Source organism: Halopiger thermotolerans (assembly GCF_054654555.1).
The window spans coordinates 2,387,175-2,412,793 of sequence record NZ_BAAIEU010000004.1; the positions used below are offsets into that span (position 1 = coordinate 2,387,175).

Sequence of the window (25,619 nt, forward strand, 5' to 3'; positions counted from 1 at the left end):
GCGCGGAGCCGCGAGTCCCCACCCGAGTTACCACAATGAGCACCACGCACCAGAACCACGACAGTAGCATAGCGACGCGGACGTGTCCCGAGTGTGACGGGCGCGTTCGTGGCGACGACAAGACGAACGACCGATACTGTAAGGACTGCGGACTCGTCGTTGACGAACGGTTAGACCGCGACGTGACGAGCGCGTCGCCGTTCCGTAGCCGCGCCGTTGACGTTCTCCCCCGTGAGATTGACGAGTCACGGGGCGAACAGCGGGACCTTGAGACGACGAACTCCGCCAAGACTGGCGAACGCTCGGGTCGCCCGCTCGGGACTCAAATCGCCAAGCGGGACATTGACTCGAAGCGGTGGGAACGGCTACGGAAACGCGACGAGTCCGTTCTGACGTTTGACCCCGAGCGGTACGAGCGTGAGGGCGACGAGTACCTGAAACGCCACGACGGCGCGGGCGTAGAAACCGACGGCGACGACCGCATTCGGTCAATGTCGCTTCTCGGCGCGGTTGACGCCCTCGCCAGTACCGTTGACGCGACGAGGCGGACCCGAGAACGGGCGCGGTCGCTCGTGTTGGAACTCCCCGCAGACGAGACGAACGGGAGACAGTACGAGGCGGTCGCACTCGGGGCGCTCGTAGTCGCCCACGACGAACACATAGCCGAGCGAATCCGTCGCATTGATGCCCACACCGACGAGATTCAGCAGATACAGAACGCGCTTGAACGCGCACAGTCGCCCGCCAAGCGGTTCCGCGTTCTGGAAAACCTCACCGCCGTGGCGAATGACGACCGCGTTCAACGACTCGTAGCGAACCGTCTCGCGGAGCGTGAGGCGGTTGAGGCGGTCGCAGAACGGCGCGGCTTCGAGGTGGCGACCGTCGTTGCGGGGGTGACATGGGAATGACGTACACCGACGACGACCACCCGTACAATTGTCGGGTCCCCGACGACGAGATTCGCCGTCTCTTGGTGGAGCGTGAGAAACCGTGGCGGTCGAAGCGCGTTCTGCGGTACTTCCATGAGGAGCGCCAGTATTCGACCCGAGAAATCGCCCGTCTGTTCAACGTCGCCCGTCAGACGCTACAAGACGTTGTGCGACCGATGGAGGGCTTCGAGTTCACCCCGAAGTACGGGCGGTCGTACAAGGTTGACGACGAACAGCGGACACTTGACGACTACGCAGAGGAACACGACGACCCGAGCGGGTTGGCGGAGTTCGTGTAGGCCCGTAGCTCCAACGTTCGTTTAAGTAGTAGCATTAACGTTATACCAATGAGGGGGTTGGGACAGCGGGAGAACCCCGTGGAGAGCGCCAACGGGATTCGTCTGGCGTTCGTGGCGGGCGGAGCGAACTGGTTTTCTGTGGTGGAATGTCAGTTGACTGATAGTACGCCCGTCAATCAATACGGGCGTGGCGCGGGATTCGGACGTTTTCGTGTATCAAAAACCCGATAGCCGCGGCTACGGGTGTGTTTCGAGAAGCCCACGCCAGAAAGCGCGGCGTGGGTCCGAATAGCGTTATGAGGAAGCGCGGTGGCGATGTTGGCCACCATCAAAGGCGTCAATGAGCACCACGACGCCCCGAAGCCGACCCCATGCGACCGTGACGACGAGGACGGGCATCCCCGACCCGCCCGAGCGTGGATAGCCGCGTAACCGTTCAGGTCACGCCGACGATTCGGTGGAACACTCATCGGGCGAAGCCCTCGGTTCCATCGGCATGACGTGAAAGGTCTCTTAAAAATGCGAGAAGCCGAACCCGTTTGTCCTACATATCACAACGGTCGTCGCATCTCCTCAAAACTGAGGTTTTGAGGACTGTCACCTCCGAATCGGCGGAACACTTTTTAGTCCACATCCGCTCATTCCAAATGTATGACAAAAATTTGGGCGGAGATAAGCGACATAGGGGACTTGCTCACCCTCATTGCCGTCGCTCCGTTCATGCTCGGAATGGGCTTTCTCGCGCTCAAAGCGGGACTGTTCGGTTCCGACCCTGCGATGCTCAAGCAGTCTGTCGAACTACTGGTAGGTGGGTTATTAGCGATTGTCCCCCTGAGTCTCGGGGGCATACTACTGTTCATGTTCTTCGAGTTCGCAGAGGAGAGGGCTTGAAACCATGCAGGACAGTCGTTTTTTCTACCCTGACGTTGGCGGTGAGGCGGGGGAGTTCATTGAGAAGGTCCGAGGTGAGACGTGGGAGTGTCCCATGTGTGGGTACGAACTTGTGATAGGTGGAATGTCGGGATACGAGCACGACGGGGGACTCGAAGGTGGGGACGGAACCAAATGGTGGCTTTACCTGGAATGTCCCGACTGTGGGATTGAGGAATCATACGGCGACGTGAAAGCGCGAACCATCGGGTTTGAGCGGGACTAATCGGGTCGCTTCTCGCGGGCGTACCCACCACCCACCCTTTCCTCGTAGGGACCCGCGCCAGGCTATCTTTGATGGGGGCGGGTCCGCGCCGTCTTGCGGTTCAATTTTCTTATGAAAGAATCCAGAGAAGTTAGGCGCTCGAAGTGGGTGAAGCCGCCCGCGTTGTTCACCCAATTGGGTACACGATTCGCCTACTTCCCCCAGAACGGATCGCGGCTGCGCTGCTTGTCGAGGTACATGTTCAGCGCCTCGAGTTCGTCGGCCGGGATGTCGTCGGCCAGCTCCTGCTCTAAGATCTTCGCGTGCTTTTCGGGGATCTCGGTCCAGAGTTCGTCGTCCTCCTCGATCTGTCGGCCGACGGTCGGGCCGTCGATCGCGACCGAGACGCGGTCGCCCGCGCGGGCCTCGTCGATGTCCTCGCCCTGCTCCTGGATCCCCTTGATCTGGCCGACGCGCTCGGGCTCGTTGCCCTCGAACTTCACGACGTTCGCGTTGTTCTGGACGGTGCCCGAGTTCACCTCGACGCCGACGACCGCCGGATCGTTCTGGCGGAAGGTGTGGTCCGGCAGGATGTGGAACCGGGCCGGCCGCGAGATGTTCTCGAGGATGGTCGACTGCTGGGCCTGCTCGATCTCCTCGACGTACTCCTCGTACTCCTCGATGAGCTGGTAGATGACCTCGTCGGTGAAGATCGTGACGTCGTCGGCCTCGGCCCGGCGCTCGGCGTCCGAGAGTGTGTCGACGTTGAACCCGAGGATGACCCGCTGTTTCGGATCGTCGGCCGTCGAGGCGACCGAGACGTCCCGCGGCGCGACGTCGCCGACCTCCGCGCGGACGATCGGCACCTCCGCCTCGTCCAAGGCGTCGGCCATCGCCTCGAGGCTGCCCAGCGTGTCGGCTTTGACGACGACGCCCTCCTCGGCGGTGTCGACGGCGATGTCCGCGAGTTCGGCCTCGACCTCGCGGACGACGTCGTCGAGGTCGCGGTTGCGGACGACCCGAACCGGCGCGCCGGCCATCGCCTCGTCGAGTTCGGGCGCGGCGACCTTGATACCCGCCGCGGCGCCGACCTCGTCGACCTTTTCGAACCGGCTCTCGGTTCGAATTTCGGCGAGCGGCCGGGGCTGGAGCAGCGCGCGGACGTCGGTGACGATCGGCTCGTTCTGTCCGCCGACGACGATCTGGTCGTCTGCGCGGATCGTCCCGTCGTACAGCACCGTGTCGATCGTCGTCCCGAACCCCTTCTCCTCCTTGACCTCGAGGACGGTGCCGACGCCCGGCCCCTGGACGTCGATCTCCATCTCCTCTTTCATGTAGCGCTGGGAGAGGCCCATCATGACAGCCAGCAGGTCCGGGACGCCCTCGCCGGTCATCGCGGAGACGGGGACGACGCCGACGTTGCGCTGGAAGTTCTGGACGCGCCAGTAGAGGTCGGCAGAGAACCCTTCGTCTGAGAGATTACCGATGATCTCGTAGAGTTGCTCGTCGAGCCGTGAGCGGACGCGGTCGGACTGGGACTCGTAGGTGGCGTTGATCGGCGAGTCCTCGTTTTCGTTCCAACCGGGAACGGTGTCGATCTTGTTCGCGGCGACGATAAACGGCGTCTCCGAGCGCTTGAGGATGTCGAGCGCCTCGAGCGTCTGCGGCTGAAAACCGTCGTTGACGTCGACGACGAGAATGGCGATGTCGGCGAGCGCACCGCCGCGGGAGCGCAGCGTCGTAAAGGAGTGGTGCCCCGGCGTGTCGATAAAGAGGAGACCCGGAAGATCGAAGTCGTCGGGATCGACGAGATCGCCGGCGATCGAGGAGATGATATCGAGCGGGACGGCCGTCGCCCCGATGTGCTGGGTAATTGCACCCGCTTCGCCCTCGATGACCGCGGAGCCGCGGATCTTATCCAGCAGGCTCGTCTTGCCGTGGTCGACGTGCCCGAGGACGGCGACGATCGGCGTTCTAAGGGACGTAGATGCGGGGTCGCGCGCGTTCGTCTCTGTATCAGTATCCGTATCCGACATGGTGAACCACCCGAGAAGGTCTTGCCTAGATCGTCCGCAGGACGGTAGTTAAACCCATCGTCACGGCCGTCGGCTCGACGGCGTTACGTGCGCGATTGTGCGTGCAGTTCTCGAGCGCTCGGCTCGAGTCACGCCGTCTCACGCCGTTTCGTGTCCCTGCTCGCCGACGGCCGATCGCGTCCGCGAATGGGGTCGACTATCCGACAGTTCGAGCGCGCGGCCGCCGCCGTAATCGCAAGGAACTCGGTTTTGCAAATCGTTTAATACCGATTAGTAAATACGGGTATGCATGAGCGATATACTCGCCGAGAACCTCTCGGGCAAATCCGTCATGGGCTCCGACGGTACGGAGCTCGGCCTGCTCTACAACATCACGATGGACATCAAATCGGGCGAACTGCACGACCTCGTCATCGAGCCGGACGAAGAGCTGCCGACCCGCTCGGTGGACTTCAACCTCAGCGAGGACGGCCGATTCCTCGTTCCGGTCAGCCGCGTCCAAGCGGTGAAAGACTACATCGTCGTCCAGCGCTAACGGTATGTACGTTCTCGACTCCTCGGCTTTTATCCACGACTTTCACACGTCAGAACAGACTGCAACTATCCCCCTCGTCCGCGAAGAACTCGAGGACGAGAGCGCCTATCGCTACGACGCGATGGAGGGCTCGGGGATGCACATTCACATCCCCAACGACGACACCACCGAGAAGGTCCAGCGCGCGGCCCGCGAGTCGGGCGACCTCGAGGTCCTCTCGGAGACCGACGTTCGGCTCATCGCGGCGAGTTTCGAACTCGACGGGACGCTCGTGACCGACGACTACGCGATGCAAAACGTCGCCGAGAAACTGAACGTCGCCGTCGAAGTGATCGCCCGCGAGGGCATCGACGAGCAGCGCCACTGGCACTGGCAGTGCCAGGGCTGTGGCCGCGAGTTCGACGAGGAGAAGGATCGCTGTCCGATCTGCGGCTCGGAGTTAGCGCGAAAGAATCCCTCGTAACGGGAGCTACCGCACGGACCGGACGCGTTTTCTCGAGTGCGGTGCAGCGAGGTCGGTGAGCGGTAGGTATCCGGTGACCGGTGGCAGAAGCGATAGCAGCGGTCGGCGTGATCAGACGTAGCTGAAATAGAGGTTCGCGAAGACGACCGCGTTGTAGATGCCGTGGACGAGCGCCGGAACCACCAAATTGTCCGTGCGCTCGTAGACCGTCCCGAGGACGATCGAGAGGCCGAAGACCGTCCCCAGGCTCGCGGCGACCTGCCCCGGGCCCGCGGTCCAGTAGGCCTGCGTGTGGATGATCGCGAAGATGACGCTGCCGACGACGACGGCGCCGTACCGCGAGAAGGTGTCGTACATCGACTTCTGGATCACGTTCCGGTAGAGCAGTTCCTCGAAGGGACCGATGACCAGGATCGAGGCCGGAATCAACACCAGCAGGATCTCGGGGTTGTCCTGGGCCTGCTGGGCCGTCCCGTGCTCGGCGCTCTCGACGCCCGCCGTCTGGAACACGAACGTGATCGCCATTATCGCGCCGAAGATGACGAGGACGCCGCCGACGATCCAGAGCAGATCGCGCTTCGACGGCACGGACAGATCGAGGAACGAGCGGTCCAGGTCGGACGCCGAGAGGTAGCCGACCGCGAGGACGGCCGTCCCGATCGCCATGCCGAACTGACTCACGACGGTCGTCTGGACGCCCGACAGCGCCTCGAAGGGAACGTTGAACACCGTGAGGATCGGCACCAGCAGCAACAGCGTCGCGATCTGGGCGGCGAACAGCCCCCCGAAGCCCAGCAGGGCCAGCGTCGCCGTCTGGAGCGTCCTGGCTTTGAGCCCCGCGAGCCCGACGCCGAAGTAGTCCGCGACGCCGACGCCGACGGCGAGTCCCGCCGTCACGAACGCCGTAAACACCAGCGAGAGGGAGAATCCGACGCCGGGAACCTGCACCGACGCGGCGATCCCTTGGTTGAGCGCGTAGCCGGCACACAGGAGGACGACGACGCTCGAGGCCGCGGCGATCGCGGCGACCCGGCGGCCGACGGCGCCGTGGCGGCGTGCGAGGAAGGCGAGGACGGCGGCGATGGCGAACGCGGCGGCCCCCAAAACGGCGGGGGAGTCGACGCCGCGGGTGACGGGAAGGAGCGTGGCGGCCATCGTCACGGCCGCGAGGACCGTCCCGATGCCGGGAACGGCGTCGGACGCGACCGGGGCCGCGTCGTCGGCCCGTGCAGTCTCTGTCATATTTTCCGTGTTCGTGCGCGCACTCATAGGGGCACCGCTACCGGACGATCCGAAGGGCGGTGACGCCGCCGTCAGCGGGGCGGTCGAATCCGCCCTACCGTTCGACGCGCAACTCGGTCTTCTCGGCGACCGCCTCGGCCTCCTCGAACTCGCCCCCGCCGAGCAGCCCGCGGGTCGCCTTCTTGGCCCACTCGACGGCCGGCTGTTCGAAGGTGTTGACGCCGTAGAGCTCGCCCGCGAGCACGCACGCGGCCTCCATCCCGTACAGCAGGCCGCCGAGTTCGTACTCGTCGACCCGGTCGATCTCGACGCGGACGTTCGGCCGCCCGGCCGCCGCGAGGCTCGCCTCCGTCGCCTCGAACTCCGCCTCGAGCAACTCGCCGAGCGTCGAGTCGCCGAGGTAGGCGAGTTCCTCGACGTCCGTCTCGGGGATCGACCGATCGGCCCGCTCCTGCGGGACGACGAAGCTCACGAGCTTGTCCCGCGGCCCCGCGCGGTAGAGCTGCAACTGGGAGTGTTGATCCGTCACGCCGAGCGCGCGGGCCGGCGTCTGCCCGAGGTCGTCTTTCCCCAGGCTCTCGGCCCACAGCTGGGCGAACCACTCCGCGGAGGTCTCGAGCGATTCGGCGTAGGGCATCACGGCGTTGATCCCCGCGCCGCGTCCGTCCAGCGCGTAGGTCGTCGCGCCGTAGGCGTAGGCCGGACACTCGAACAGCGACCCCGACAGCGTCTCGCGCTCGGCGGCGGCTCCCTCGAGCAAGGCCTCGAGGTCGTGGCCACAGACGGCCGCGGCGACCATCCCCACGGCGGAGAGCGCGGAGAAGCGTCCGGGCACGCCGTCGGGGACCTTCAGCGAGGGCAGGTCGTGGCGGTCCGCGAGGTTCCGAAGGGGGCCGGACTCGCCGGTCGTGACGATCGTCCGCTCGGTCCAGTCGACGCCCGCCGACTCGAAGGCCTCGCGGACGACGAGGAAGTTCGCCAGCGTCTCCGCGGTCGTCCCCGAGCGCGAGACGACGTTGATCGCCGTCTCCGAGAGGGGCAGCGACTCGAGTTGCTGGGTGACCCACTCGGGGTCGACGTTGTCGAGGAAGACCGTCTCGGCGTCCGACTCCTCGGCCAGCGCGTTCGTGATCGTCGCTGCACCGAGCGCGCTGCCGCCGATGCCGACCGTGACGAGCGCCTCGGCGTCGGCGACGGGCTCGACCGCGGCCCGGATCTCGTCAGGATCGGTCCGCTCGGGCAGGTTCAGCGCCTCGTAGCCGTGCTCCGCGTTCGCCATCCCGCGCTCGATGCGCTCGTGGGCGTCCGCGACCTGTTCGTCCAACCGCTCGAGCGACTCCCTCGAGACGCCCGGCGAGGCGACCGACGCCAGGGCGTTGCCGATGTCGACGTTCATACGGGAGGGCGCAACCCCCTGCAGTAAAGGCGTTCCGTGATCGGATCGGTCCGTCTCCGCGGCGGACCGGCCGCGCTCGCCCTCGGCGGCAACGGAAAATACTTGCCGGAGAAGTTGCATCTGAGCGATAGTTTCCGTGTCCGACGAACCCCACGATCCGCCGGACGACGTCGACGCCAGGCTCGAGGAGTTAGAGACCCGAGTCCACGAGCAAGCGGTTCAGTTGCGGGGCATGTGAGGGCTGTTCCTCTAGGCGTCGCGATGGCCGTCGTGTTCGCGTTCGCCCCGTTGCTCGGCCCATCTAACGCGGCGACGGCGGCGGTCCCGAAAGACGTGATCGCGGATAGAGCGCCGGAAGCCAGAGCCGAAAGCCGGAAAAACGCTCCCGCCCCTACCGTCCGGCAATGACCGAAAAGACCGGCACGTTCGTCGTCACCCACGCCGAACCCGAGTCGGCCGTCGTCCGCGACGTCGAGACCGCACAGGTCCACACCCTCGGGTCGAACCCCGGCCTCGAGGTCCACGACGTCCTCGAGGCGACCGTCGCGCCCGAACCGCCGCTGGAGGTGACCTGGCAGGTGATCGACGTCGAGGACAGACGCTCGATCGACCTCGTCGACAGCGACCTCGAGCCCACCCAGCACGCGAAGGAACTAGCAGCCGACGCCGAGGTCGGCGACCTCGTCCAGGAGGAGCGGGCCGGCACCGGCGAGATCCACGTCTTCCGGGTGCCGAGCGAGGAGACCGAAGCCGCCGCCGAAGACGTCCTCGAGGACGAGGAGACGGTGGCCCGCGCGGCCCGTCTCGAGGCGGTGCGCGTCGAGGTGCGACGGTCGGCCAACGACGGCGTGTTGAGCGTTCGGTACCTGCCGGACTGACTCGACCGTTCGCTACGGACGCAAAATAGAAGCGTCGACGCTAAGCAAAGGCGTCAGGCGCGTTTCGGCCCGCCCTCGCTCTGTACCTGCCAACTGCCCTCCATCTCGCAGGAGTCGCGGGTCTCGTACTCGATTTCGGTGTCCCGATCCGGCCGCGGCCCGCCGTCGACGCGCTCGACCCGCAGCGGGACGTCCATCGCGCTGCCACAGCAGCCGACGTCGACGAACTCCTCCCAGACGTCCCCCACGCGGGCCTCGTCGTGGACCTTGCCCAGGTACGTCCGGAACGACGACATCTCGAGCTGGTCCCGGCCCCAGTCGGAGAGGTCCGCGGGGTGAGAGAGGACGACGCGCTCGGCGCGGTCGGCCCGGTCGAGGTCGGTCGTCTCGCTCGCGCGGTCGCCTTCGTCGATCGGTCGCTCGGATTCCTGTCCCATGCGGGGAAAAACGGACTCGAGCGGCTTCAAACCTCCGCGATTACCGGTAGTGTTCGTCGGCGAACGTGCTGGTGAAATTGAGAAGGCTTACCTCGGGTCGCTGCAAGTGCTCGAGTATATGGGGTATTTCGACGTACCGGAGATCGATTACACCCGGTACACGGACCGCCAGCTCGCGGCGGTACCGCTTGCGGTTCTCGCGGTCGCATTGCTCGTTCTCAGCGGGTCGTTTCTGGCGTACGGAACGCCAGTCCCGCTGGGAATGGACTTCGCAGGCGGCGCCGAGTTGACCGTTCAGACGACGGCCTCCGAGGAACAGATCCAGTCCGCGTTCGATCGCGAACCGGACTCGATCCAGGCCGTCCAGGCGCCGGGCGTCGACAATCAGTACACCGTCCAGTTCAGCGGCGTCGACGACAACGAGGCGATTCAGGACCTGGCCACGCAGGCGGAGAACGCGGGGATGGACGTCCTCCAGCAGTCGACCGTCTCGCCGAGTTTCGCCGAACAGGCCCAGCAGACGGCGCTGCTCGGCCTGGCCGTCGCCTTCCTCGGCATGAGCGCCCTCGCGTTCCTGCTGTTCCGGACGTTCGTGCCGTCGATCGCGATCGTCATCTCGGCGTTTTCCGACCTCGTGATTCCGCTGGCGTTCATGTCGCTCGCCGACATCCCGCTCTCGCTTGGGACCGTCGCCGGCCTCCTGATGCTGGTCGGGTACTCGGTCGACTCCGACATCCTGCTGAACAACCACGTGTTGCGCCGACAGGGTGACTTCTACGAGAGCACGCTCCGGGCGACCAAGACCGGCGTCACGATGACCATCACGTCGATGACCGCGATGCTCGTGATGGCCGTCGCCGCCTCGCTGTTCGGCGTCGAGTTGCTGCAGTCGATCGGGACGATCCTCTTCGTCGGCCTCGCGGCCGACCTGATGAACACGTACATGCTGAACCTGAGTCTCCTTCGCTGGTACAAGTTCAAGGGGGTGCGATCGTAATGGGACCGATCGCCTACATCAAGGAGCACTGGCGGATCCTCCTGCTCGTCGTCTTCCTCACCGCCGCGCTCGTCGCGCTGTTCATCCCCGGCGGGATCATGGCTGACAACGATGCCATCGAGGCGAACCAGACCAGCGCTACGAACCTCGAGTACGGGATCGGTCTCGACGGCGGGACGCGGCTCAGCGCGCCGGTCGTCGGGCTAACCGCCGAAGACATCGACGCCGGCGTCGTCAGCGACGACGGACAGGTCGACGAGGAGCGGGTGACCGAGATCGAGACGGCGCTTCGGGAGGACCTGAACCTCGACAGGCAGAACGTGAGCGTGTCCGTCGACAGCGACGACGGCACGGTGTCCGCAGAGGTGTTCACCAAGGACGTCACCAAGGAGGAGTTCGCGAGCGCCCTGCAGGACCAGGGCATCGACGTGACCGCGGACGACATCCGCGACGGCGTCACGGAGGAGACGCGCAACGAGTTGGTCCAGACGATCCAGGACAAGATCAACGCGGCGGGCCTCTCCGGCGGGACCGCCTACGTCGAGGAGCGCGTCGGCGAGGGCTACTACATCGTGACCGAAGTCCCCAACATGGATCCCGCCGAACTGCGGGAACTCCTCTCTGATCGCGGCACCGTCGAGCTCTGGGCCTACTACCCGGCCGAGAACGGCACGCACACGAACGAGACGATCCTCACCGGCGAGGAGATCGTCAACGTCGACTCGCCGACCCAACGCCAGCGCGGCTCCGGGTATCAGGTGCCGGTTCAGGTCAGCGAGGAGGCCGCGCCCGAGTTCCAGTCGCGGCTGAACGAGCTCGGATTCACGGGCGCCGGCCAGGGCCAGTGTACCATTCGCGGCGACGGCCAGGGGGTCAACTTCGACCACGAGGGAACCCAGTACTGTCTGATCACCGTCGTCGACGGCCAGCCCGTCGACGCCCACAGCATGGGGCCGAACCTGGCCGACAACATGCAGGCCGGCACCTGGCAGGAGGATCCGAGCTTCTACATGGGGACGCCGACCTACGACGAAGCCCAGTCGCTGTCGATCAACCTCCGCGCCGGGGCGCTTCCCGCGCCGCTCGATTTCAGCCAGGAGCAGGTCTACTCGCTCCAGCCGGCCCTCGCGGACCAGTTCAAGCTCTACTCGCTGTTCATCGGCCTCCTCTCGGTGCTGGCCGTCAGCGGCGTGGTCTTCCTCCGGTACCGGGATCCGAACGTCGCCGCGCCGATGATCCTGACGGCGACGGCCGAGGTGGTCATCCTGCTGGGCTTCGTGGCGGCGATACGCATGCCGATCGACCTCTCTCACGTCGCCGGGTTCATCGCCGTCATCGGGACCGGGGTCGACGACCTGGTGATCATCGCCGACGAGGTGATGGACGAGGGCGACGTCAACTCGCAACGGGTGTTCGAATCCCGCTTCCGCAAGGCGTTCTGGGTCATCGGCGCCGCGGCGGCGACGACGATCATCGCGCTGTCGCCGCTGGCCGTCCTCAGCCTTGGCGATCTACGCGGGTTCGCCATCATCACGATCCTCGGCGTGCTCGTCGGGGTGCTCATCACCCGCCCCGCGTACGGCGACATCCTCCGCCGGCTGCTGACCGACAGATAACGTCGCTACTGCCGCCCGTTTCCTTTCCCCTTTTCGCGACTCTCGCCTCGAGCCGTTAGCCGCAGTTTCCTACTGCTGACGGCGGACGTCCGCGTTCCGCGTTCGATAGCGTTCGATAATCGTCCCCTCGCTCGAGAGCCGTCATTCGGACCGACAGCGCGGACACCAGTCCACGGTGCCGTCGTCGCCGTGTGCGCGAATAAAATCGAGCGAAACGGGCGTATCACAGTTCGTGCAGATCGGCATAGCAATCCGGAACCCCGACCACGGTGAAAAACGGCCGGCCTGCCACTGCGGCCGGACGCGACACTCGCTGCCGTCTGGACGATGGAGATCGCGACCGAAGACGGTCGAGCGAATCAGAACTGCTCAAGGCCGGTCTGTTGTGCTTCGGCGAGCACGTCCTCGCAGGTCGACCACGACTTGCGGGCGCAGGGCGGCAACTCGCCGTGGTCGTCGACGTAGGACTCGAGGAACTCGCGCGTGGTCGGATCGCTCGGGTAGCCGCTGCCGACGTCGCCGTACTCGTCGGCGATGGCGGCGACGTGGGCGTCACGTTCGACCTTGGCGACGATGCTGGCCGCGCCGACGAGTTTCGAGTCGTCGTCGGCGCCGTGGCGGGCGTCGATCTCGAGGGTCGCGTCGGCCTCGCGGTCGATCTCGAGCGCGGACGCGCAGGCGTCGGTCACGCGGCGCGCGAACCGATCGGCGTCGGTGTCGCAGGCGTCGCAGAGACCGGTTATGTCGTCCCCGGAGTCGGGCACGGCGGCCGCGATCGCCTCGGCGTGGGCCCGCACGGTCAGCGAGTTCATGTCCGTCTTCGGATCGTCGATCCGCTCGGGCGGGACCTCGGCGACGCCGACGCCGATCCGGTCGTCCTCGCGGATCGTCGCCGCCAACTCCTCGCGGCGCGCGGGCGCGAGTCGCTTCGAGTCCGCGATACCCTCGGGGAGCGCCTCGAGGTCGGGCTCCTCGAGGTGGACGGCCGCGGCGAACATCGACCCGAGGGCGGGCCCCTTCCCGGCTTCGTCGACGCCGAATGGCATACCACGATCTCCGGACGGGCGGCGAAATAACCGTTGTGACTCCCCGGTCGCCGGGACGGGCGACGGTCTCGAGCCCAGCCGAAATCGATCGCACACCACCCCGACGTTCATATGATAGCCGTATGAAACGAGTTGGTATGACCGCGGACGAACTGCCGCTCGAGGCGTTCTACGATCTAACCCGAATCACCGACCTCGCAGTGTCGCCCGACGGGGATCGAGTCGCGTTCACCGCGACCGAGTACGACCAACACGAGGACGACGCCGTCGCCTCGCTGTTCGTCGTTCCGACTGACGGGAGCCGCGAGCCCCACCGGCTGACGACCGTCGCAGGGGCCTCGAGTCCAGCCTGGAGTCCGTCGGGCGAGGAACTAGCGTTCCTCGCCGCGCGGGAGACCGACGTCGAGCGACGGGTGGGCTGGCAGCGCGACGAGGACGAAGACGAAAGCGAGCAGGGGGACGACGGTGCGGACGCTGCCGGCGAAGACGACGCCAACGAATCGGATAGCGACGACGGCGACGGCGGCGCGGAGGACGATCCGAAACCACAGGTGTGGACCTTCGACCTCGTCCGCGGCGGCGACGCCCGGCAAGAAACGGACTTCGAGGAGGGCGTCTCCGGGTTCGACTGGTCCCCCGACGGCGACCGGTTCGTCGTCGCCGCGCGCGACCCGACCGACGAGGAACGGGAGCGCCTCGAGCGGCGCCGCGAGGGCGGCCCGATCGAGACGACGCGGCTCCAGCACAAGGTCGACGGCGTCGGCTGGACCGACGAGGTGACGACCTACTGCTTCGTCGTCGACCGCGAATCGGGCGAGGCGGAGCGGCTCGACGACGCCTACGGCGGCGGCGCCTTCCAGGACCTGTACGGGATGGAGCCGCGCTGGGGCCCCGACGATCGCATCGCCTTTACCTCGTGTCGACTCGAGCGGCCCGACGACACGCACGTCCGGGACGTCTACACGATCGATCCGGACGGCGACGGTCTCGAGCGGCTCACGGGCGGCGACTTGCTCTGCACGAGCCCGCGGTGGCGCAAGGACGGGGCGCTTGGATTCGTCGGAAAAGATCCAGAGGACTGGTGTCGACCGGCGAACGCGTACGTTCACGACGGTGCAGACGTCCGGACGCTGACCGAACCGCTCGACCGGACGGTCACGGCGCGACACGGGATCTACTGGGCCGACGAGGTGGGTTACACGCTTATCGGCGACGAGTCGCGGACGCGGCTCGTGCGTATTTCCGACGACGGACCGGCTCAACGGACCTTCGAAGCGCAGGGCGCCGACCGCGCCATCGCCGCCTTCGACGTCTCGGCGGACGGCTCGACGGCCGCCCTCGCGTTCTCGCATCCCCAAGACGGGCTGGACGTCTACGCCGTCGCCGTCGACGACCTCGCGGCCGTCGAGCGCCCCGACTCGCTGCGGCGACTCTCGCGGGTCAACGCCGACCTGCTCGAGGAGTACCCGATGCCGGCCGTCCGGCGCGTCGAGTGGGAGTCCGACGGCTGGACGATCGACGGCGTGCTCTACCACGACCCCGACGTCGACCTCGAGGCCGACGACCCCAAGCCGCTCGTGGTCGCGATCCACGGCGGCCCGCTGTCGTACGACGAGCCGGAGTTCCGGTTCGTACACGCCGCGCTGACGAGCCGCGGCTACGTCGTCTTCCGGCCGAACTACCGCGGCGGCGCGTCTCGCGGACGGGCGTTCGCCGAGGAACTGTACGGACAGTGGGGCACGGTCGAAGTCGACGATATCGTCGCCGGGGTCGAATCGCTCGCCGACCGCGGCTGGGTCGATCCCGACCGCGTCTTCGGCTACGGGTTCTCCTACGGCGGGATCGCGCAGGGCCATCTCGTCACGCAGACGGATCTCCTGACCGCGGCGGCGCCCGAGCACGGCATCTACGACCTGCGGTCCTCGTTCGGTACCGACGACGCCCACGTCTGGATGGAAACCGAGTTCGGCCTCCCGTGGGAGGAGCCGGACGCCTACGACGAAGCGTCGTCGATCCTCGAGGCGGACGAAATCGACACCCCGCTGCTGGTGATGGCCGGCGGCGAGGACTGGCGCTGTCCGCCCTCGCAGTCGGAACAGTTCTACGTCGCCGCGCGCAAGCAGGACGTCGACGCGAAACTGGTGGTCTACCCCGACGAACACCACAACATCGGCGATCCGGACCGCGCGATCGATCGCCTCGAGCGCATCCTCGAGTGGTACGAGCGCCACGATCCGGCGCTCGAGGACGAGGATGAGGAGGGGACGGAAGACGCGTCAACCGAATCCGAAAAGGAGAGCGAGTAAGCGCGGTCAGTCCTCGTCTTCGCGGGGCTCGTCGCGGAAGTAGTCCTCGAGTTCGAACGGTTCGTCCTCGCCCTCGACGCCGGTGACGTCCAGCGCGGTCACTTCGGCGTCGGTGCCGACCAGTCCGGCCAGACTCGGCTCCGTGCGGCCGTCGTCGCTGCTGATCAGTTCCTTGACGTAGAGTCCGCCCTCGCCGTGGAGCCGGACCTCGGCTTCGGTCGGCTCGAGCAGGTCGCCCTCGATGTCGTAGACCGTCCGCTCGCGGGTGAGACTCGCCCGCCGGTGGTCGACGCGCTGGGGCGTCTCCTGCTGGACGGTCGTTCCCGACAGTTCCGCGAGGGCGGTCTCGAAGGTATCCTCGTCGACGGGGTCGGCGAACTCGACGTCGGCCCGATAGTGCTTGCTCGCGTCGTGTTCCTTGACGCGCTCGACCATCTCGTAAGTCGCCAGTCTGAGGCCCTCGACCTCGACCTTCCCATCGGCGGCCGCGTTGATCTCGCGCTCGAGTTCGGCGGGGTCCGGATCGCGCGTTTTCGGCCGCTTGACCTCGAGGACGAACGGGCGGCCCTCGCCGAGCATGCGGGCGTCGACGTCCTCGCGGCCCGCGCCGTGGAAGGTGCCCTCGTCGCCGTCCATGGCCTCGACGACGTGCGGGCGGACGACCTGTTCGACGCTGGTGTCGTACATGTAGCCCGAGCCGCCACAGTAGTCGCAGGGCTCCTCGCCCTCATCGCCGAGCTGAACGCCGCTGCCGCCGCACTCCCGGCAGGGCCACTCGGTTTGCGGGATGTCCCGCTCGAGCTTGCGGTAGCGGCCGTAGACGAACGCCGGGTTGATCTGGACGTCGACCGCGTGGCTCGTGACGCTTTCGTCGGCCTCGAGATCGAACGGGTCGAACGCCTCGAGATCGATGACCGCGAGGACGTCGGGCCGGTCGAAGTCGACCTCGGCGCCGGTCTTCGCGCCGACGCGGCGGCCGACCTCGCGGTTCAGTTCGCGCTTGAGCGACTCGCCGGCGTCGGGCTCGAGGCCGGCGTCCTCCCGCAGGAGGCGCTCGTTCTCCTCGGCCAGCGGCGGAACACGGGTCCCGACCTGGTAGGTCTCGAAGTCGACGCCCTCGAGGGCCGCGACGATGGTGTCGGCGATGGCCTCGAAGGTGCCACAATAGCCCTCGCAGACCCAGCAGTCGGCGGGGTCGGTGGGGTCGAAGTCGTCGTCGTCCTCGAGGGCGACGGTCGTCCGCAGCGCCCGGCCGCGCTCGCCGTTTGTCAGGCCGAAACTCCGGTCGGCGAAGGGACGGCCGAGACAGGAGTCGCAGATGGGGCCCGTCGCGAGCAGCGCGCGGGCGTCGTCCGTGATCATACCCGAAGACTGGAGCGTCGCGGGTAACACGTTTTCCCTTCGTCCGTCGGCGGCTCGTCGCGGTCGGGCGGTAGGGACCGGGACGCCGGACCGACGCTCGAGGACGCCGCGTCGCTGCGGCCGTCGGGAACCAGCCGGGGCGTTCAAATGGGTGGCGTTCGATCCGTCGGCCATGGATACCGATCGCTGCTCTCGGCGGCACGTCCTCGCCGCGGCCGGCGCCGGCCTCCTCGGGGCCGTCGCCGGCTGCGCGGAGCCAAGCGGGACCGCGTCGATCGAGGGCGGCTCGACCCACGACATCGACCGCGACGACGTCGCCGACGGCTCAACGTTTACCGACGTCTACGAGGCGATCATCGACTCCGTGACCCAGGTCCGGGTCTTCGGCGTCGAGGACCCGCTCACGCAGGCGGAGGGCCGCGGCCAGGGCTCGGGGTTCGTCTACGACGACTCCCACGTCGTCACGAACGAGCACGTCGTCGCCGGCGGCGAGGCGGCCGACCTGCAGTACATCAACGGCGACTGGACCGGCACCCGGCTCGTCGGCACCGACTACTTCAGCGACCTGGCCGTCCTCGAGGTCGATCACGTCCCCGACGCGGCGACGCCGCTCTCGCTCGCCGATAGACGGCCCGCGGTCGGCCAGCAGGTACTCGCGATCGGCAACCCCTACGGCCTCGAGGGGTCGATGTCCCAGGGGATCGTCAGCGGCGTCGAGCGAACGGTCGACGGCGGCCGCCAGTTCTCGTTCCCGGACGTCGTCCAGACCGACGCCGCGCTCAACCCGGGCAACAGCGGCGGGCCGCTGGTCGACCTCGACGGCGACGTCGTCGGCGTCGTCAACGCCGGCGTCAACGGCGCGGACAACATCGGCTTCGCGATCTCGGCGCAGTTGGCCGACCGGGTCGTCCCCGCGCTCATCGACGACGGGGAGTACGACCACTCCTACATGGGCATCGGACTGCGCTCGGTCGACCGCCTCGTCGCGGAGGAAAACCGCCTCGAGGAAGCCACCGGCGTCATCGTCAGCCGCGTGGTCGACGGCGGGCCGGCCGACGGCGTCCTCGAGGGGGCCGACCGGACCGTCCGGCGGCGGGGCGAACCGATCCCCGTCGGCGGCGACGTCATCTTCGAAATGGATGGCCAGCCGATCCCGGACCGGCACGCGCTCTCGCGATACCTCGCGCTCGAGACGAGCCCCGGCCAGACGATTGACGTCCGGCTGTGGCGAAACGGCGCCGAGACGCAGGAGTCGCTGACGCTCGGAACGCGGACCCCGCCGGAGTGAGGACGGAGACGGATCCGCCGCCACGAGTCGGCCGCGTACACGGTAAGAAGACGTTTCGACGACCGCCGGACCGTAGCTCGTCCGTACAGAACATCGCCGATTGACTTCTTTTTCGCGGACTGAAAACGATCGAACAGAATCGGACGGGCGCGTAACCGAGGCCGTTCGTCCGGTTAAGGACTCGATAACTATGGCGGAGCGACCACGACGAACGGACGGCGAAGCCAACCGTCGCCCGTCCGCCCATGAGCTCCGACATCGATACCGACTCCCGACCGTCGCCGACCGACTCGTCGATCGCCCTCGAGTGCGTCGTCATCGAGAACGAGGACGCCCCCGACGAGTGCGCGGTCTATCCGCGAGACGCGGGGAAAGACGAACTGATGACGACCTGGATCACCGCCCACGACGACGCGTTCGTCGACCTCGAATCGATGCTCTAGACGATGGCCACGCGCCTTGGCAGCACCGTCAGCGCGCTCGGCTTCTGGATCGGGGCCCTCTTCCCGATCGCGTACCTCCCGGTCTTCGCGACGGGGGTCGACTCGCCGGGGCGCCTCTCGCTCCTCCTCGGCCTCGTCGCGATCAACGTGCTCGCGCTGGTGATCGGGCACGACTACGCGCTCTCGAGCGCCGAGTGAGCTCCGAGTGAGCGTCGAGTGAGCGCGTCCCCCGCACTGTCGAGCGAGTCGACCGTCGCGAAAAAAGACGTCGCGCCGAGTTCCGGCCGTCAGGATCAGGACGTCGTCCACACCTGCGCCCGCGGCGTTCCGCACTCGGCGCAGACGACCGCCGCCTTGTCCTTGTAGACGTCGCGCTCGAGCTCGCCGCCGCAGGACGGACACGAGCGCCCCTCGAGAATCGCGAGTAACGACCCGCCGTCACGCTGGTGCTCCGCTGTCGACTGTGATTTCGCCATACCAGTACCGCCACCCGGAGCGGAGGAAACGGTTAGCCATGGCTGTGCAAGACGGCTACGTGTCTCGAGTCGAAGCACCTATTTCCCGGTCCCGAAAACCCCCGTTGAATGTGGCCCTGGGGACACCTCGCCGTCGCGTACCTGGTATACACCGCCTACGCGCACCGCCGGTTCGATCGCCCGCCGCTCGCCCCGCCGGCGCTCGCTCTCGCCGTCGGCTCGCAGTTTCCGGACCTGATCGATAAGCCGCTCGCGTGGAACTTCGGCGTCCTTCCCGGCGGCCGGACGCTCAGCCACTCGCTGCTGTTCGGGGCCGCCCTGTCGGTGCTCGTGCTCGTCGCCGCGGCCCGGCTCGAGCGCCGCGACGTCGGCATCGCCTTCCTGATCGGGCATTACGCCCACCTCGTCGCGGACGTTCCGCCGAGCGTCCTGCGGGGCGACCTCTCGGGCACCGAGTACTTCCTCTGGCCGTTGCTCGAGCCGCCGGCCGAGGAGCCCGTCGCGGGGCTGCTCGACGCGATCCTCCACTACTACGAACTGGGTACCTACGAGGTCGTCCAGTTCGGCCTGTTCGCGATCGCCGCGCTCGTCTGGTACCGGGACGGAATGCCCGGACTCGCGTACGTGCTGGGGCTGCCCCGGCGCGCGCTTCGACGGCAGGCGTCCTGAGCCGGTATCGGCTCGTCTCGAGCACCCGCCGAAAACCGTGGCGGCTATCCCTGCGGACGTCCGTGCTCCGCTATGTGCCAGTTCGTACTCCTCGGTCACGAGGTGCCGACCGAGCCCGACTTCTCGCTGGACGACCTCGCGAGCGGGGCCGGCCGGCTCGACGCCCTCTGCCGGTCGATCACCGCCTCCTTTGTCACCTCCCACGGCATCCGGGAGGACGTTCGCACCCACCTGATCGCGCAGGACGAGCTCACGATCACCTTCGACGGGAGCGAGTTGCGGCGGCTCAACCCCGACGAGCGAAGCACCGCCGCGCTCGTCCGGAAAGCCCTCGAGCACCGCGACGAAGCCATCGGCGCGCTGCCCGCCGAACCCAGCCCCGGCGTCGAGGTCTACCGCCGCGGCTTCGAGGAGACGCTCGAGGAGGTCGCCGACGACGGCCCGGTCGTCCAGTTGCACGAGGACGGCGACGCCGTGACGGACGTGGCTGCGTCGGAGCTTGGCGACGGGGTTTTCGTACTCTCCGATCATCAGGACTTTACTGACGAGGAGGAACGGGTGCTCGAGGGCGCGGTCGACCAGCGGCTTCGACTGGGGCCGGAACTGCTGCACGCGGACCAGGCGATCACGATCGCGCACCACTATCTGGACACGGACGGCTACGAGCGATTTTAGGGAGTCGGCGCTCGTATGAAAGTGATCGAATCGCACGCCTGCGGTCCGACGGTGCGCTTTCGGAAGCGTTAAACGATCGGACGCTCACTATCCAAGTGCGGGCCGGTGGGGTAGCTTGGTATCCTTCGGCCTTCGGGTGGCCGTAACCGCAGTTCGAATCTGCGCCGGCCCACTTTTCCCGCATCGCAACACCGTGAGCGACAGCGAGCGGTCCGCGATGGACCAAGCAGATTCGAATCAGGGAGGAGCGTCGCTCCGACCGTGGTTCGAATCTGCGCCGACCCGTTCTCGTGTACTCGAGGATCCGGCCGGGGACCGAAAGACGGTTGCTTTCGAAAGTGACAGGACAGTACCTTTATCTCGGCAGTATGTGTCAGGTGGTGGCGTGACAAAGATCGCGTTCATCGGCGCCGGCAGCATGGTCTTCGCGAAGAACCTCGTGGGCGACATCCTCTCCTTCGAGGCATTGAGCGACAGCACCATCTCGCTGATGGACGTCGACGAGCGCCGTCTCGAGCAGACCGCCGAAATCGCCGCGGCGATGGTCGAAAACGGCCGCGTCGACGCGACGATCGAGGCAACGACGGACCGGCGCGAGGCCCTTGAGGACGCTGACTACGTCCTGAACATGATCAACGTCGGCGGCACCGAGCCGTTCGAGAACGAGATCCGCATCCCCGAGCGGTACGGCGTCGAGCAGGCGATCGGCGACACGCTCGGCCCCGGCGGGATCTTCCGCGGCCTGCGGACGATTCCGACGATGCTCGAGATCGCCGCGGACATGGAGGAACTGTGCCCCGACGCGCTCCTGCTGAACTACACCAACCCGATGGCGATCGTCTGCTGGGCGCTGAACGAGGCCACCGATATCGAGACCGTCGGCCTCTGTCATAGCGTTCCCCACACCGCCGAAGCGATCGCCGAGTACGTCGGCGCCCCGCAGGAGGAACTCGAGTACTGGGTCGCCGGCATCAACCACATGGCTTGGTTCCTCGAGTGCGAGTGGCAGGGCGAGGACGTCTACCCGATGCTCGAGGACGCGATGGCGGACGACGAGATCTACGAGAAGGACACGGTCCGGTTCGAACTCCTGAAGCACTTCGGCGCGTTCGTCACCGAGTCGAGCCACCACAACTCGGAGTACCACCCCTACTTCCGCACCGATCCCGACCTCATCGAGGAACTGACAGGCACGAACTACGCCGAGCGGATGCCGACCGCGACCTACCTCGAGGGCTGGAAGGCCCGCTCCGCGGAGCGCGACGACCCGCTGTCGGACGTCGACTCCGCCGACGCCGCAATCGAGCGCTCCGAGGAGTACGCCTCGCGGCTGATCCACTCGATCGAGACCGACACGCCGCGGCGGCTCAACCTCAACGTCCCCAACGGCCCCGGACACATCCAGAACCTCGAGAACGACGCCTGCGTCGAAGTGCCGTGTCTGGTCGACGGGACGGGCGTCCACCCCTGCTCCGTGGGCAAACTCCCGCCCCAACTGGCCGCGCTCAACCGCACCAACGTGAACGTCCAGCGGTTAGCTGTGAAGGGGGCGCTCGAGGGCGACCGCGAGGCCGTCCACCAGGCGGTCAAACTCGATCCGCTCACGGCGGCGGAACTGTCGCTCGACGAGATCCACGAGATGACCGAGGAGCTGCTCGCGGCGAACGAGGCGTACCTGCCCACGCTCGAGTGATCGTTCCCGGTCGAGCGACGGGACGGTCCGTCGCTTTCAGTCACTCGGACGGCTCGAGCCCACGTACCCTCAATGCGCCGTCGAACCCCGCGCGTGAGACGGTATCACTATATATCGAGGTGCAAGATGGACGCGTATGTCGACCGACTCCGACGGCGATTCGGACGGCCGAATCGTCGACTACGAACTGTTCGAGGTGCCGCCCCGCTGGCTGTTTCTGAAGGTGACGACCGCCGACGGCACCGTCGGCTGGGGGGAACCCGTCGTCGAGGGCCGCGCGAAGACCGTCCGGGCCGCCGTCGAGGAACTGATGGAGAACTACCTGCTCGGCAAGGACCCCTCGAGGATCGAACACCACTGGCAGCGGCTCTACCGCGGCGGCTTCTACCGCGGCGGCCCGGTCCTGATGAGCGCTATCGCCGGCATCGATCAGGCCCTGTGGGACATCAAGGGCAAACAGTACGGCCTCCCGGTCTACGAACTGCTGGGCGGCGCGGCCTGCGATCGAATACGGGTCTACCAATGGATCGGCGGCGACCGACCCGCCGACGTCGGCGAGGCGGCCGCCGAGAAGGTCGACGCCGGCTTCACCGCGCTGAAGATGAACGCCACCCCCGAACTGCGCCGGATCGACAACCCCGCGGCCGTCGAGGCGGCTCAGGACCGGCTCGCCGAGGTCCGAGACGCCGTCGGCGACGAGGTCGACATCGGCGTCGATTTCCACGGTCGTGTCTCGAAGTCGATGGCCAAGCGCCTCGTGGAAGCGCTCGAGCCCTACGAGCCGTTCTTCGTCGAGGAACCCGTGCTCCCGGAGCACAACGACGCGCTACCGGAGATCGCTCAACACACGACGATCCCGATCGCCACGGGCGAACGCATGTTCTCCCGGTGGGACTTCAAGTCGCTGTTCGAGCAGGGCGTCGTCGACCTGATCCAGCCGGATCTTTCACACGCCGGCGGCATCACCGAGGTCAAGAAGATCGCGAGTATGGCCGAAGCCTACGACGTCGCCATCGCGCCCCACTGTCCGCTCGGGCCGATCGCGCTGGCCTCGTGCATTCAGGTCGACGCCTGCACGCCGAACACGCTCATCCAGGAGCAGAGCCTCGACATCCATTACAACGAGACCAGCGACGTGCTCGACTACCTCGCCGACCCCTCGGTCTTCGAGTACGAGGACGGCTACGTCGACCTGCCCGACGAACCGGGGCTGGGCATCGAGGTCGACGAGGAGGTCGTTCGCGAGCGCGCCGAACAGGAGGTCGACTGGCACAACCCGGTCTGGGAGCACGACGACGGTAGCGTCGCTGAGTGGTAGCGGGAGGCGTACGGCGCCTCGAGCGGATGTCTCGACTCTATTTTCGGTTCGAATCGACGGGAACCCTCGCCAAATCCGACGGTACCGTGAACACCTATATGCGAGAGTTCGAAACGAACGAGCAATGTCATCGCTGCTGACGTTCGGCGAAACGATGCTGCGGCTCTCGCCGACCCCCGGCGACCGCCTCGAGACGGCCCGCCAACTGGACTTTCGCACCGCCGGCGCCGAGAGCAACGTCGCCATCGCGGCCTCGAACCTCGGCCTAGAGGCGACGTGGGCCTCCAAACTCCCCGACTCGCCGCTCGGCAGACGGGTCACCCGAGAGGTCCAGAGCCACGGCGTCGAGACCAACGTCGCCTGGACCGACGAGGGCCGGCAGGGCGCGTACTTTATCGAGCAGGGCGGCCAGCCCCGCGGCACGAACGTCATCTACGACCGTGCGGACGCGGCGGTCCGGACCGCCACGCCCGAGGAGTTGACCGACGGCGTCGACCTCGAGGCCCTCGACGCCCTCTACACGAGCGGGATCACCCCCGCGCTCTCGGATCGCCTCGAAGAGACGACCGCGACCCTTCTCGAGCGCGCGCAGGACGCGGGCGCGACGACCGTCTTCGATCTCAACTACCGCTCGAAGCTCTGGTCGCCCGCCGAGGCGCGGGCCTGCTGTGAGGAACTCCTCGAGTCGGTCGATATTCCGGTCGTCGCGGCCCGGGACGCCCGCTCCGTCCTCGACCTGTCGGGCAGCGACGAGGAGATCGCCCGCGAGATCGCGACGGCCTACGACGCGGCGGTCGTGATCGTGACTCAGGGCGAAGACGGCGCACTCGCCCTCGAGGCCGACGGCACGCTCCACGACCAGCCGGCGTTCCCCGCCGAGACGACCGACCCGATCGGCACCGGGGACGCCTTCGTCGGCGGCTTCCTCGCGAGCTACCTCGCGGGCGAGGACCGCGACGTGGCCGACGCGCTCGAGTACGGCTCCGCGACGGCGGCGCTGAAGCGGACGATCAACGGCGACCTCGCCGTGCTCACGCCCGATGAAGTCGAGGGCGTGATCGACGACGCCGACGGCGGGATCGACCGGTAACGCGGCGAAAAGAGAGCGATTTTCGAACGGACGCGGCGCTACTGCGAGCGTGCGGCTTCGACCGCCTCGACGAACTCGGCCGCGTGCTCGCGGACCTGGTCCATGTCGCCGGCCTCGATCGCGTCGTAGTCGACGATCGCGCTGCCCGCGCCGACCGCGATCGCACCGGCCTCGAAGAAGTCGTCGACGTTGTCGGGCGAGACGCCGCCGGTCGGCATGACGTCGACGTCGCCGAGCGGGCCCTGCAGGGCGCCGATGTGGCCCGGTCCGACGGTCGTCGCGGGGAACATCTTCAGCATGTCCGCACCGGCCTCCATCGCCGTGACCGCCTCGGTCGGCGTCATGACGCCCGGAATCGAGAGGACGCCCTGCCGGTTGCAGGTCTCGATCATCTCCGGGTTGCAGTCGGGCGCGAGGACGAACTCCGCGCCGGCGTCGATGACCGACTGCGCCGTCGCGGCGTCGAGCACCGTCCCGGCCCCGACGACGGCGTCCGTGTCGGCCAGTTCGCGGTCGACCGCGGCGATCTTCTCGCTCGCGCGCTTGCCGTCGGCGGTCACCTCGAGGGCGGTGACGCCGGCCTCGTGGATGGCCGTCGCCACGTCGGTGATCTGGTCCTCGTCGATGCCCCGCAGTACCGCGACGACACCGCTGTCAACGATCCGTTCTCTGACGGCGTTTGCCTCGGCCATGGCGGGAGTTGGCGTATCACCCCCTTTATGGCTTCGAAATTGCGGACTCGGCGGCTCCCGACTCGCCGTCGGTCGACGACCCTCTCCTCGAGCGCGCCGCTCGAGCGGGTACGAAAAACGCAGAAGGGGTCCGATTCGCCCGCTGCGGTTCGAACCCGGTCTTAGGGGTTGATGACGCGATCCGGCCGGATCCGCAGGATGACCCGCTCGGTCTGGATCGGGTTCGGATACTCGTCCTCGCCCATGTAGCGCTGCGCGAGTTCGTCGATGTGCTCGCGGGCGCCCTCGGTGGTGATCTCGTCGACCTCGCCGATGACCGAGAGGTGCTGGTACGGGTTGTCCGGATCGACCATGCTGAGGCCGACCGCGGGGTTTTGCTGCACGTTGCGCTCCTTCTGCCGGCCGCGCTCGGTGTTGACCAACAGCCGGTTGTCGTCGGCGTCGTAGTCGATCCAGACGGGCGTGACGTGGGGCAGCCCCTCCTCGGTCAGCGTCGCGACGTGCGCGAACGTTTCCTTCTCGAACAGGTCGTGTAACTCCTCGGGAATCTCGGCCATAGTGCGGCGAGAGGTTTTCCCGCCGCGCACTTCTGTCTAGG

Annotated in this window: 28 protein-coding genes and 1 tRNA gene; 19 read left to right on the forward strand and 10 right to left on the reverse strand. The window is 67.0% G+C overall.

All coding sequences use genetic code 11. From position 1 onward, the window contains the following. The first annotated feature begins 35 nt into the window (after nucleotides 1–35). The 4 genes from ACYQ26_RS19610 (at nucleotide 36) to ACYQ26_RS19625 (ending at nucleotide 2,384) form a co-directional block, all read left to right on the forward strand. A complete protein-coding gene (locus tag ACYQ26_RS19610) occupies nucleotides 36–908 on the forward strand; it encodes a transcription initiation factor IIB family protein (protein ID WP_459810564.1) in 873 nt (290 codons plus the stop codon). Then, nucleotides 905–1,228, forward strand: coding sequence for a hypothetical protein (locus tag ACYQ26_RS19615; protein WP_459810565.1), 324 nt, complete (start codon nucleotides 905–907; stop codon nucleotides 1,226–1,228). Before ACYQ26_RS19610 ends, ACYQ26_RS19615 begins: the two co-directional genes overlap by 4 nt. Nucleotides 1,229–1,879: 651 nt before the next feature. Then, complete coding sequence (locus ACYQ26_RS19620) at nucleotides 1,880–2,119, forward strand: hypothetical protein (protein WP_459810566.1); 240 nt, start codon at nucleotides 1,880–1,882, stop codon at nucleotides 2,117–2,119. Nucleotides 2,120–2,123: 4 nt separating this feature from the next. Further along, entirely contained in the window at nucleotides 2,124–2,384 is a 261-nt protein-coding gene (locus ACYQ26_RS19625) for a hypothetical protein (protein ID WP_459810567.1), read from the forward strand. Between the two features lie 191 nt (nucleotides 2,385–2,575). On the opposite strand, the gene infB is transcribed toward ACYQ26_RS19625, so the two are convergent. Next, nucleotides 2,576–4,399 carry a translation initiation factor IF-2 gene (infB, locus tag ACYQ26_RS19630; protein WP_459810568.1) on the reverse strand — a complete coding sequence of 608 codons (1,824 nt, stop codon included), beginning with the start codon at nucleotides 4,397–4,399 and terminating at the stop codon, nucleotides 2,576–2,578. Nucleotides 4,400–4,688: 289 nt separating this feature from the next. Here infB and ACYQ26_RS19635 point away from each other — a divergent pair, with 289 nt between their 5' ends. Together ACYQ26_RS19635 and ACYQ26_RS19640 are read left to right on the forward strand one after the other, a co-directional pair. After that, nucleotides 4,689–4,934 (forward strand): PRC-barrel domain-containing protein, encoded by a 246-nt coding sequence (locus ACYQ26_RS19635; RefSeq protein WP_459810569.1) that lies wholly within the window; start codon nucleotides 4,689–4,691, stop codon nucleotides 4,932–4,934. A gap of 4 nt (nucleotides 4,935–4,938) precedes the next feature. Continuing rightward, nucleotides 4,939–5,397, forward strand: a complete 459-nt coding sequence (locus tag ACYQ26_RS19640; protein WP_013881123.1) for an NOB1 family endonuclease — start codon at nucleotides 4,939–4,941, stop codon at nucleotides 5,395–5,397. A 111-nt stretch (nucleotides 5,398–5,508) separates the two neighbouring features. Here ACYQ26_RS19640 and ACYQ26_RS19645 read toward each other — a convergent pair whose 3' ends face one another. After that, the gene (locus ACYQ26_RS19645; protein WP_459810570.1) at nucleotides 5,509–6,639 is read right to left on the reverse strand and encodes a CPBP family intramembrane glutamic endopeptidase; all 1,131 of its coding nucleotides are present in this window, start codon (nucleotides 6,637–6,639) and stop codon (nucleotides 5,509–5,511) included. Between the two features lie 94 nt (nucleotides 6,640–6,733). Then, nucleotides 6,734–8,035 carry a glucose-6-phosphate isomerase gene (locus tag ACYQ26_RS19650; protein ID WP_459810571.1) on the reverse strand — a complete coding sequence of 434 codons (1,302 nt, stop codon included), beginning with the start codon at nucleotides 8,033–8,035 and terminating at the stop codon, nucleotides 6,734–6,736. Between the two features lie 404 nt (nucleotides 8,036–8,439). Here ACYQ26_RS19650 and ACYQ26_RS19655 point away from each other — a divergent pair, with 404 nt between their 5' ends. Further along, nucleotides 8,440–8,913, forward strand: a complete 474-nt coding sequence (locus tag ACYQ26_RS19655; RefSeq protein WP_459810572.1) for a DUF5812 family protein — start codon at nucleotides 8,440–8,442, stop codon at nucleotides 8,911–8,913. Nucleotides 8,914–8,966: 53 nt separating this feature from the next. On the opposite strand, the gene ACYQ26_RS19660 is transcribed toward ACYQ26_RS19655, so the two are convergent. Then, entirely contained in the window at nucleotides 8,967–9,350 is a 384-nt protein-coding gene (locus ACYQ26_RS19660; protein ID WP_459810574.1) for a DUF7968 family protein, read from the reverse strand. 118 nt (nucleotides 9,351–9,468) lie between these two features. On the opposite strand from ACYQ26_RS19660, the gene secF reads away from it, so the two are divergent. Both secF and ACYQ26_RS19670 read left to right on the forward strand, forming a co-directional pair. Beyond that, on the forward strand, nucleotides 9,469–10,347 hold the full coding sequence (gene secF, locus ACYQ26_RS19665) for a protein translocase subunit SecF (protein ID WP_459810575.1): 879 nt from the start codon (nucleotides 9,469–9,471) through the stop codon (nucleotides 10,345–10,347). Beyond that, nucleotides 10,347–11,963, forward strand: a complete 1,617-nt coding sequence (locus tag ACYQ26_RS19670) for a preprotein translocase subunit SecD (protein ID WP_459810576.1) — start codon at nucleotides 10,347–10,349, stop codon at nucleotides 11,961–11,963. The genes secF and ACYQ26_RS19670 overlap by 1 nt, the downstream gene beginning before the upstream one ends. A 141-nt stretch (nucleotides 11,964–12,104) precedes the next feature. Here ACYQ26_RS19670 and ACYQ26_RS19675 read toward each other — a convergent pair whose 3' ends face one another. Together ACYQ26_RS19675 and rnhB are read right to left on the reverse strand one after the other, a co-directional pair. After that, nucleotides 12,105–12,209 carry a DUF7563 family protein gene (locus ACYQ26_RS19675; RefSeq protein WP_459810577.1) on the reverse strand — a complete coding sequence of 35 codons (105 nt, stop codon included), beginning with the start codon at nucleotides 12,207–12,209 and terminating at the stop codon, nucleotides 12,105–12,107. A 113-nt stretch (nucleotides 12,210–12,322) separates the two neighbouring features. After that, complete coding sequence (rnhB, locus tag ACYQ26_RS19680; protein WP_459810578.1) at nucleotides 12,323–13,009, reverse strand: ribonuclease HII; 687 nt, start codon at nucleotides 13,007–13,009, stop codon at nucleotides 12,323–12,325. Nucleotides 13,010–13,146: 137 nt separating this feature from the next. Here rnhB and ACYQ26_RS19685 point away from each other — a divergent pair, with 137 nt between their 5' ends. Further along, the gene (locus ACYQ26_RS19685) at nucleotides 13,147–15,315 is read left to right on the forward strand and encodes an alpha/beta hydrolase family protein (RefSeq protein ID WP_459810579.1); all 2,169 of its coding nucleotides are present in this window, start codon (nucleotides 13,147–13,149) and stop codon (nucleotides 15,313–15,315) included. A 6-nt stretch (nucleotides 15,316–15,321) separates the two neighbouring features. Here the strand turns inward: ACYQ26_RS19685 and ACYQ26_RS19690 are convergent, their stop codons facing one another. Next, nucleotides 15,322–16,677 carry a tRNA pseudouridine(54/55) synthase Pus10 gene (locus ACYQ26_RS19690; protein ID WP_459810580.1) on the reverse strand — a complete coding sequence of 452 codons (1,356 nt, stop codon included), beginning with the start codon at nucleotides 16,675–16,677 and terminating at the stop codon, nucleotides 15,322–15,324. A 172-nt stretch (nucleotides 16,678–16,849) separates the two neighbouring features. Between ACYQ26_RS19690 and ACYQ26_RS19695 the strand changes: the two genes are divergently transcribed. The 3 genes from ACYQ26_RS19695 (at nucleotide 16,850) to ACYQ26_RS19705 (ending at nucleotide 18,606) form a co-directional block, all read left to right on the forward strand. Beyond that, nucleotides 16,850–17,965: a S1C family serine protease gene (locus ACYQ26_RS19695; RefSeq protein WP_459810581.1), complete on the forward strand. Its 1,116-nt coding sequence runs from the start codon at nucleotides 16,850–16,852 to the stop codon at nucleotides 17,963–17,965. 245 nt (nucleotides 17,966–18,210) lie between these two features. Then, nucleotides 18,211–18,408 (forward strand): DUF7511 domain-containing protein, encoded by a 198-nt coding sequence (locus ACYQ26_RS19700; RefSeq protein ID WP_459810582.1) that lies wholly within the window; start codon nucleotides 18,211–18,213, stop codon nucleotides 18,406–18,408. 3 nt (nucleotides 18,409–18,411) lie between these two features. After that, a complete protein-coding gene (locus tag ACYQ26_RS19705) occupies nucleotides 18,412–18,606 on the forward strand; it encodes a DUF8028 family protein (protein WP_459810583.1) in 195 nt (64 codons plus the stop codon). 95 nt (nucleotides 18,607–18,701) lie between these two features. Here the strand turns inward: ACYQ26_RS19705 and ACYQ26_RS19710 are convergent, their stop codons facing one another. Then, nucleotides 18,702–18,884 (reverse strand): HVO_A0556 family zinc finger protein, encoded by a 183-nt coding sequence (locus ACYQ26_RS19710; protein ID WP_459810584.1) that lies wholly within the window; start codon nucleotides 18,882–18,884, stop codon nucleotides 18,702–18,704. A gap of 108 nt (nucleotides 18,885–18,992) precedes the next feature. Between ACYQ26_RS19710 and ACYQ26_RS19715 the strand changes: the two genes are divergently transcribed. The 6 genes from ACYQ26_RS19715 (at nucleotide 18,993) to kdgK1 (ending at nucleotide 24,329) form a co-directional block, all read left to right on the forward strand. Further along, nucleotides 18,993–19,553: a metal-dependent hydrolase gene (locus ACYQ26_RS19715; protein WP_459810585.1), complete on the forward strand. Its 561-nt coding sequence runs from the start codon at nucleotides 18,993–18,995 to the stop codon at nucleotides 19,551–19,553. A 72-nt stretch (nucleotides 19,554–19,625) separates the two neighbouring features. Then, complete coding sequence (gene trmY, locus ACYQ26_RS19720) at nucleotides 19,626–20,228, forward strand: tRNA (pseudouridine(54)-N(1))-methyltransferase TrmY (protein ID WP_459810586.1); 603 nt, start codon at nucleotides 19,626–19,628, stop codon at nucleotides 20,226–20,228. Between the two features lie 99 nt (nucleotides 20,229–20,327). Beyond that, nucleotides 20,328–20,400, forward strand: a tRNA-Pro gene (locus ACYQ26_RS19725). 213 nt (nucleotides 20,401–20,613) lie between these two features. Next, entirely contained in the window at nucleotides 20,614–21,921 is a 1,308-nt protein-coding gene (melA, locus tag ACYQ26_RS19730) for an alpha-glucosidase/alpha-galactosidase (RefSeq protein ID WP_459810588.1), read from the forward strand. Nucleotides 21,922–22,057: 136 nt separating this feature from the next. Further along, nucleotides 22,058–23,239: a galactonate dehydratase gene (gene dgoD / locus ACYQ26_RS19735; RefSeq protein WP_459810589.1), complete on the forward strand. Its 1,182-nt coding sequence runs from the start codon at nucleotides 22,058–22,060 to the stop codon at nucleotides 23,237–23,239. Nucleotides 23,240–23,363: 124 nt separating this feature from the next. After that, entirely contained in the window at nucleotides 23,364–24,329 is a 966-nt protein-coding gene (gene kdgK1 / locus ACYQ26_RS19740) for a bifunctional 2-dehydro-3-deoxygluconokinase/2-dehydro-3-deoxygalactonokinase (protein WP_459810590.1), read from the forward strand. A 38-nt stretch (nucleotides 24,330–24,367) separates the two neighbouring features. On the opposite strand, the gene ACYQ26_RS19745 is transcribed toward kdgK1, so the two are convergent. Then, entirely contained in the window at nucleotides 24,368–25,021 is a 654-nt protein-coding gene (locus ACYQ26_RS19745) for a bifunctional 4-hydroxy-2-oxoglutarate aldolase/2-dehydro-3-deoxy-phosphogluconate aldolase (RefSeq protein WP_459810591.1), read from the reverse strand. Between the two features lie 161 nt (nucleotides 25,022–25,182). After that, nucleotides 25,183–25,578: a PPOX class F420-dependent oxidoreductase gene (locus tag ACYQ26_RS19750; RefSeq protein ID WP_459810592.1), complete on the reverse strand. Its 396-nt coding sequence runs from the start codon at nucleotides 25,576–25,578 to the stop codon at nucleotides 25,183–25,185. Between the last annotated feature and the right edge of the window lie 41 nt (nucleotides 25,579–25,619).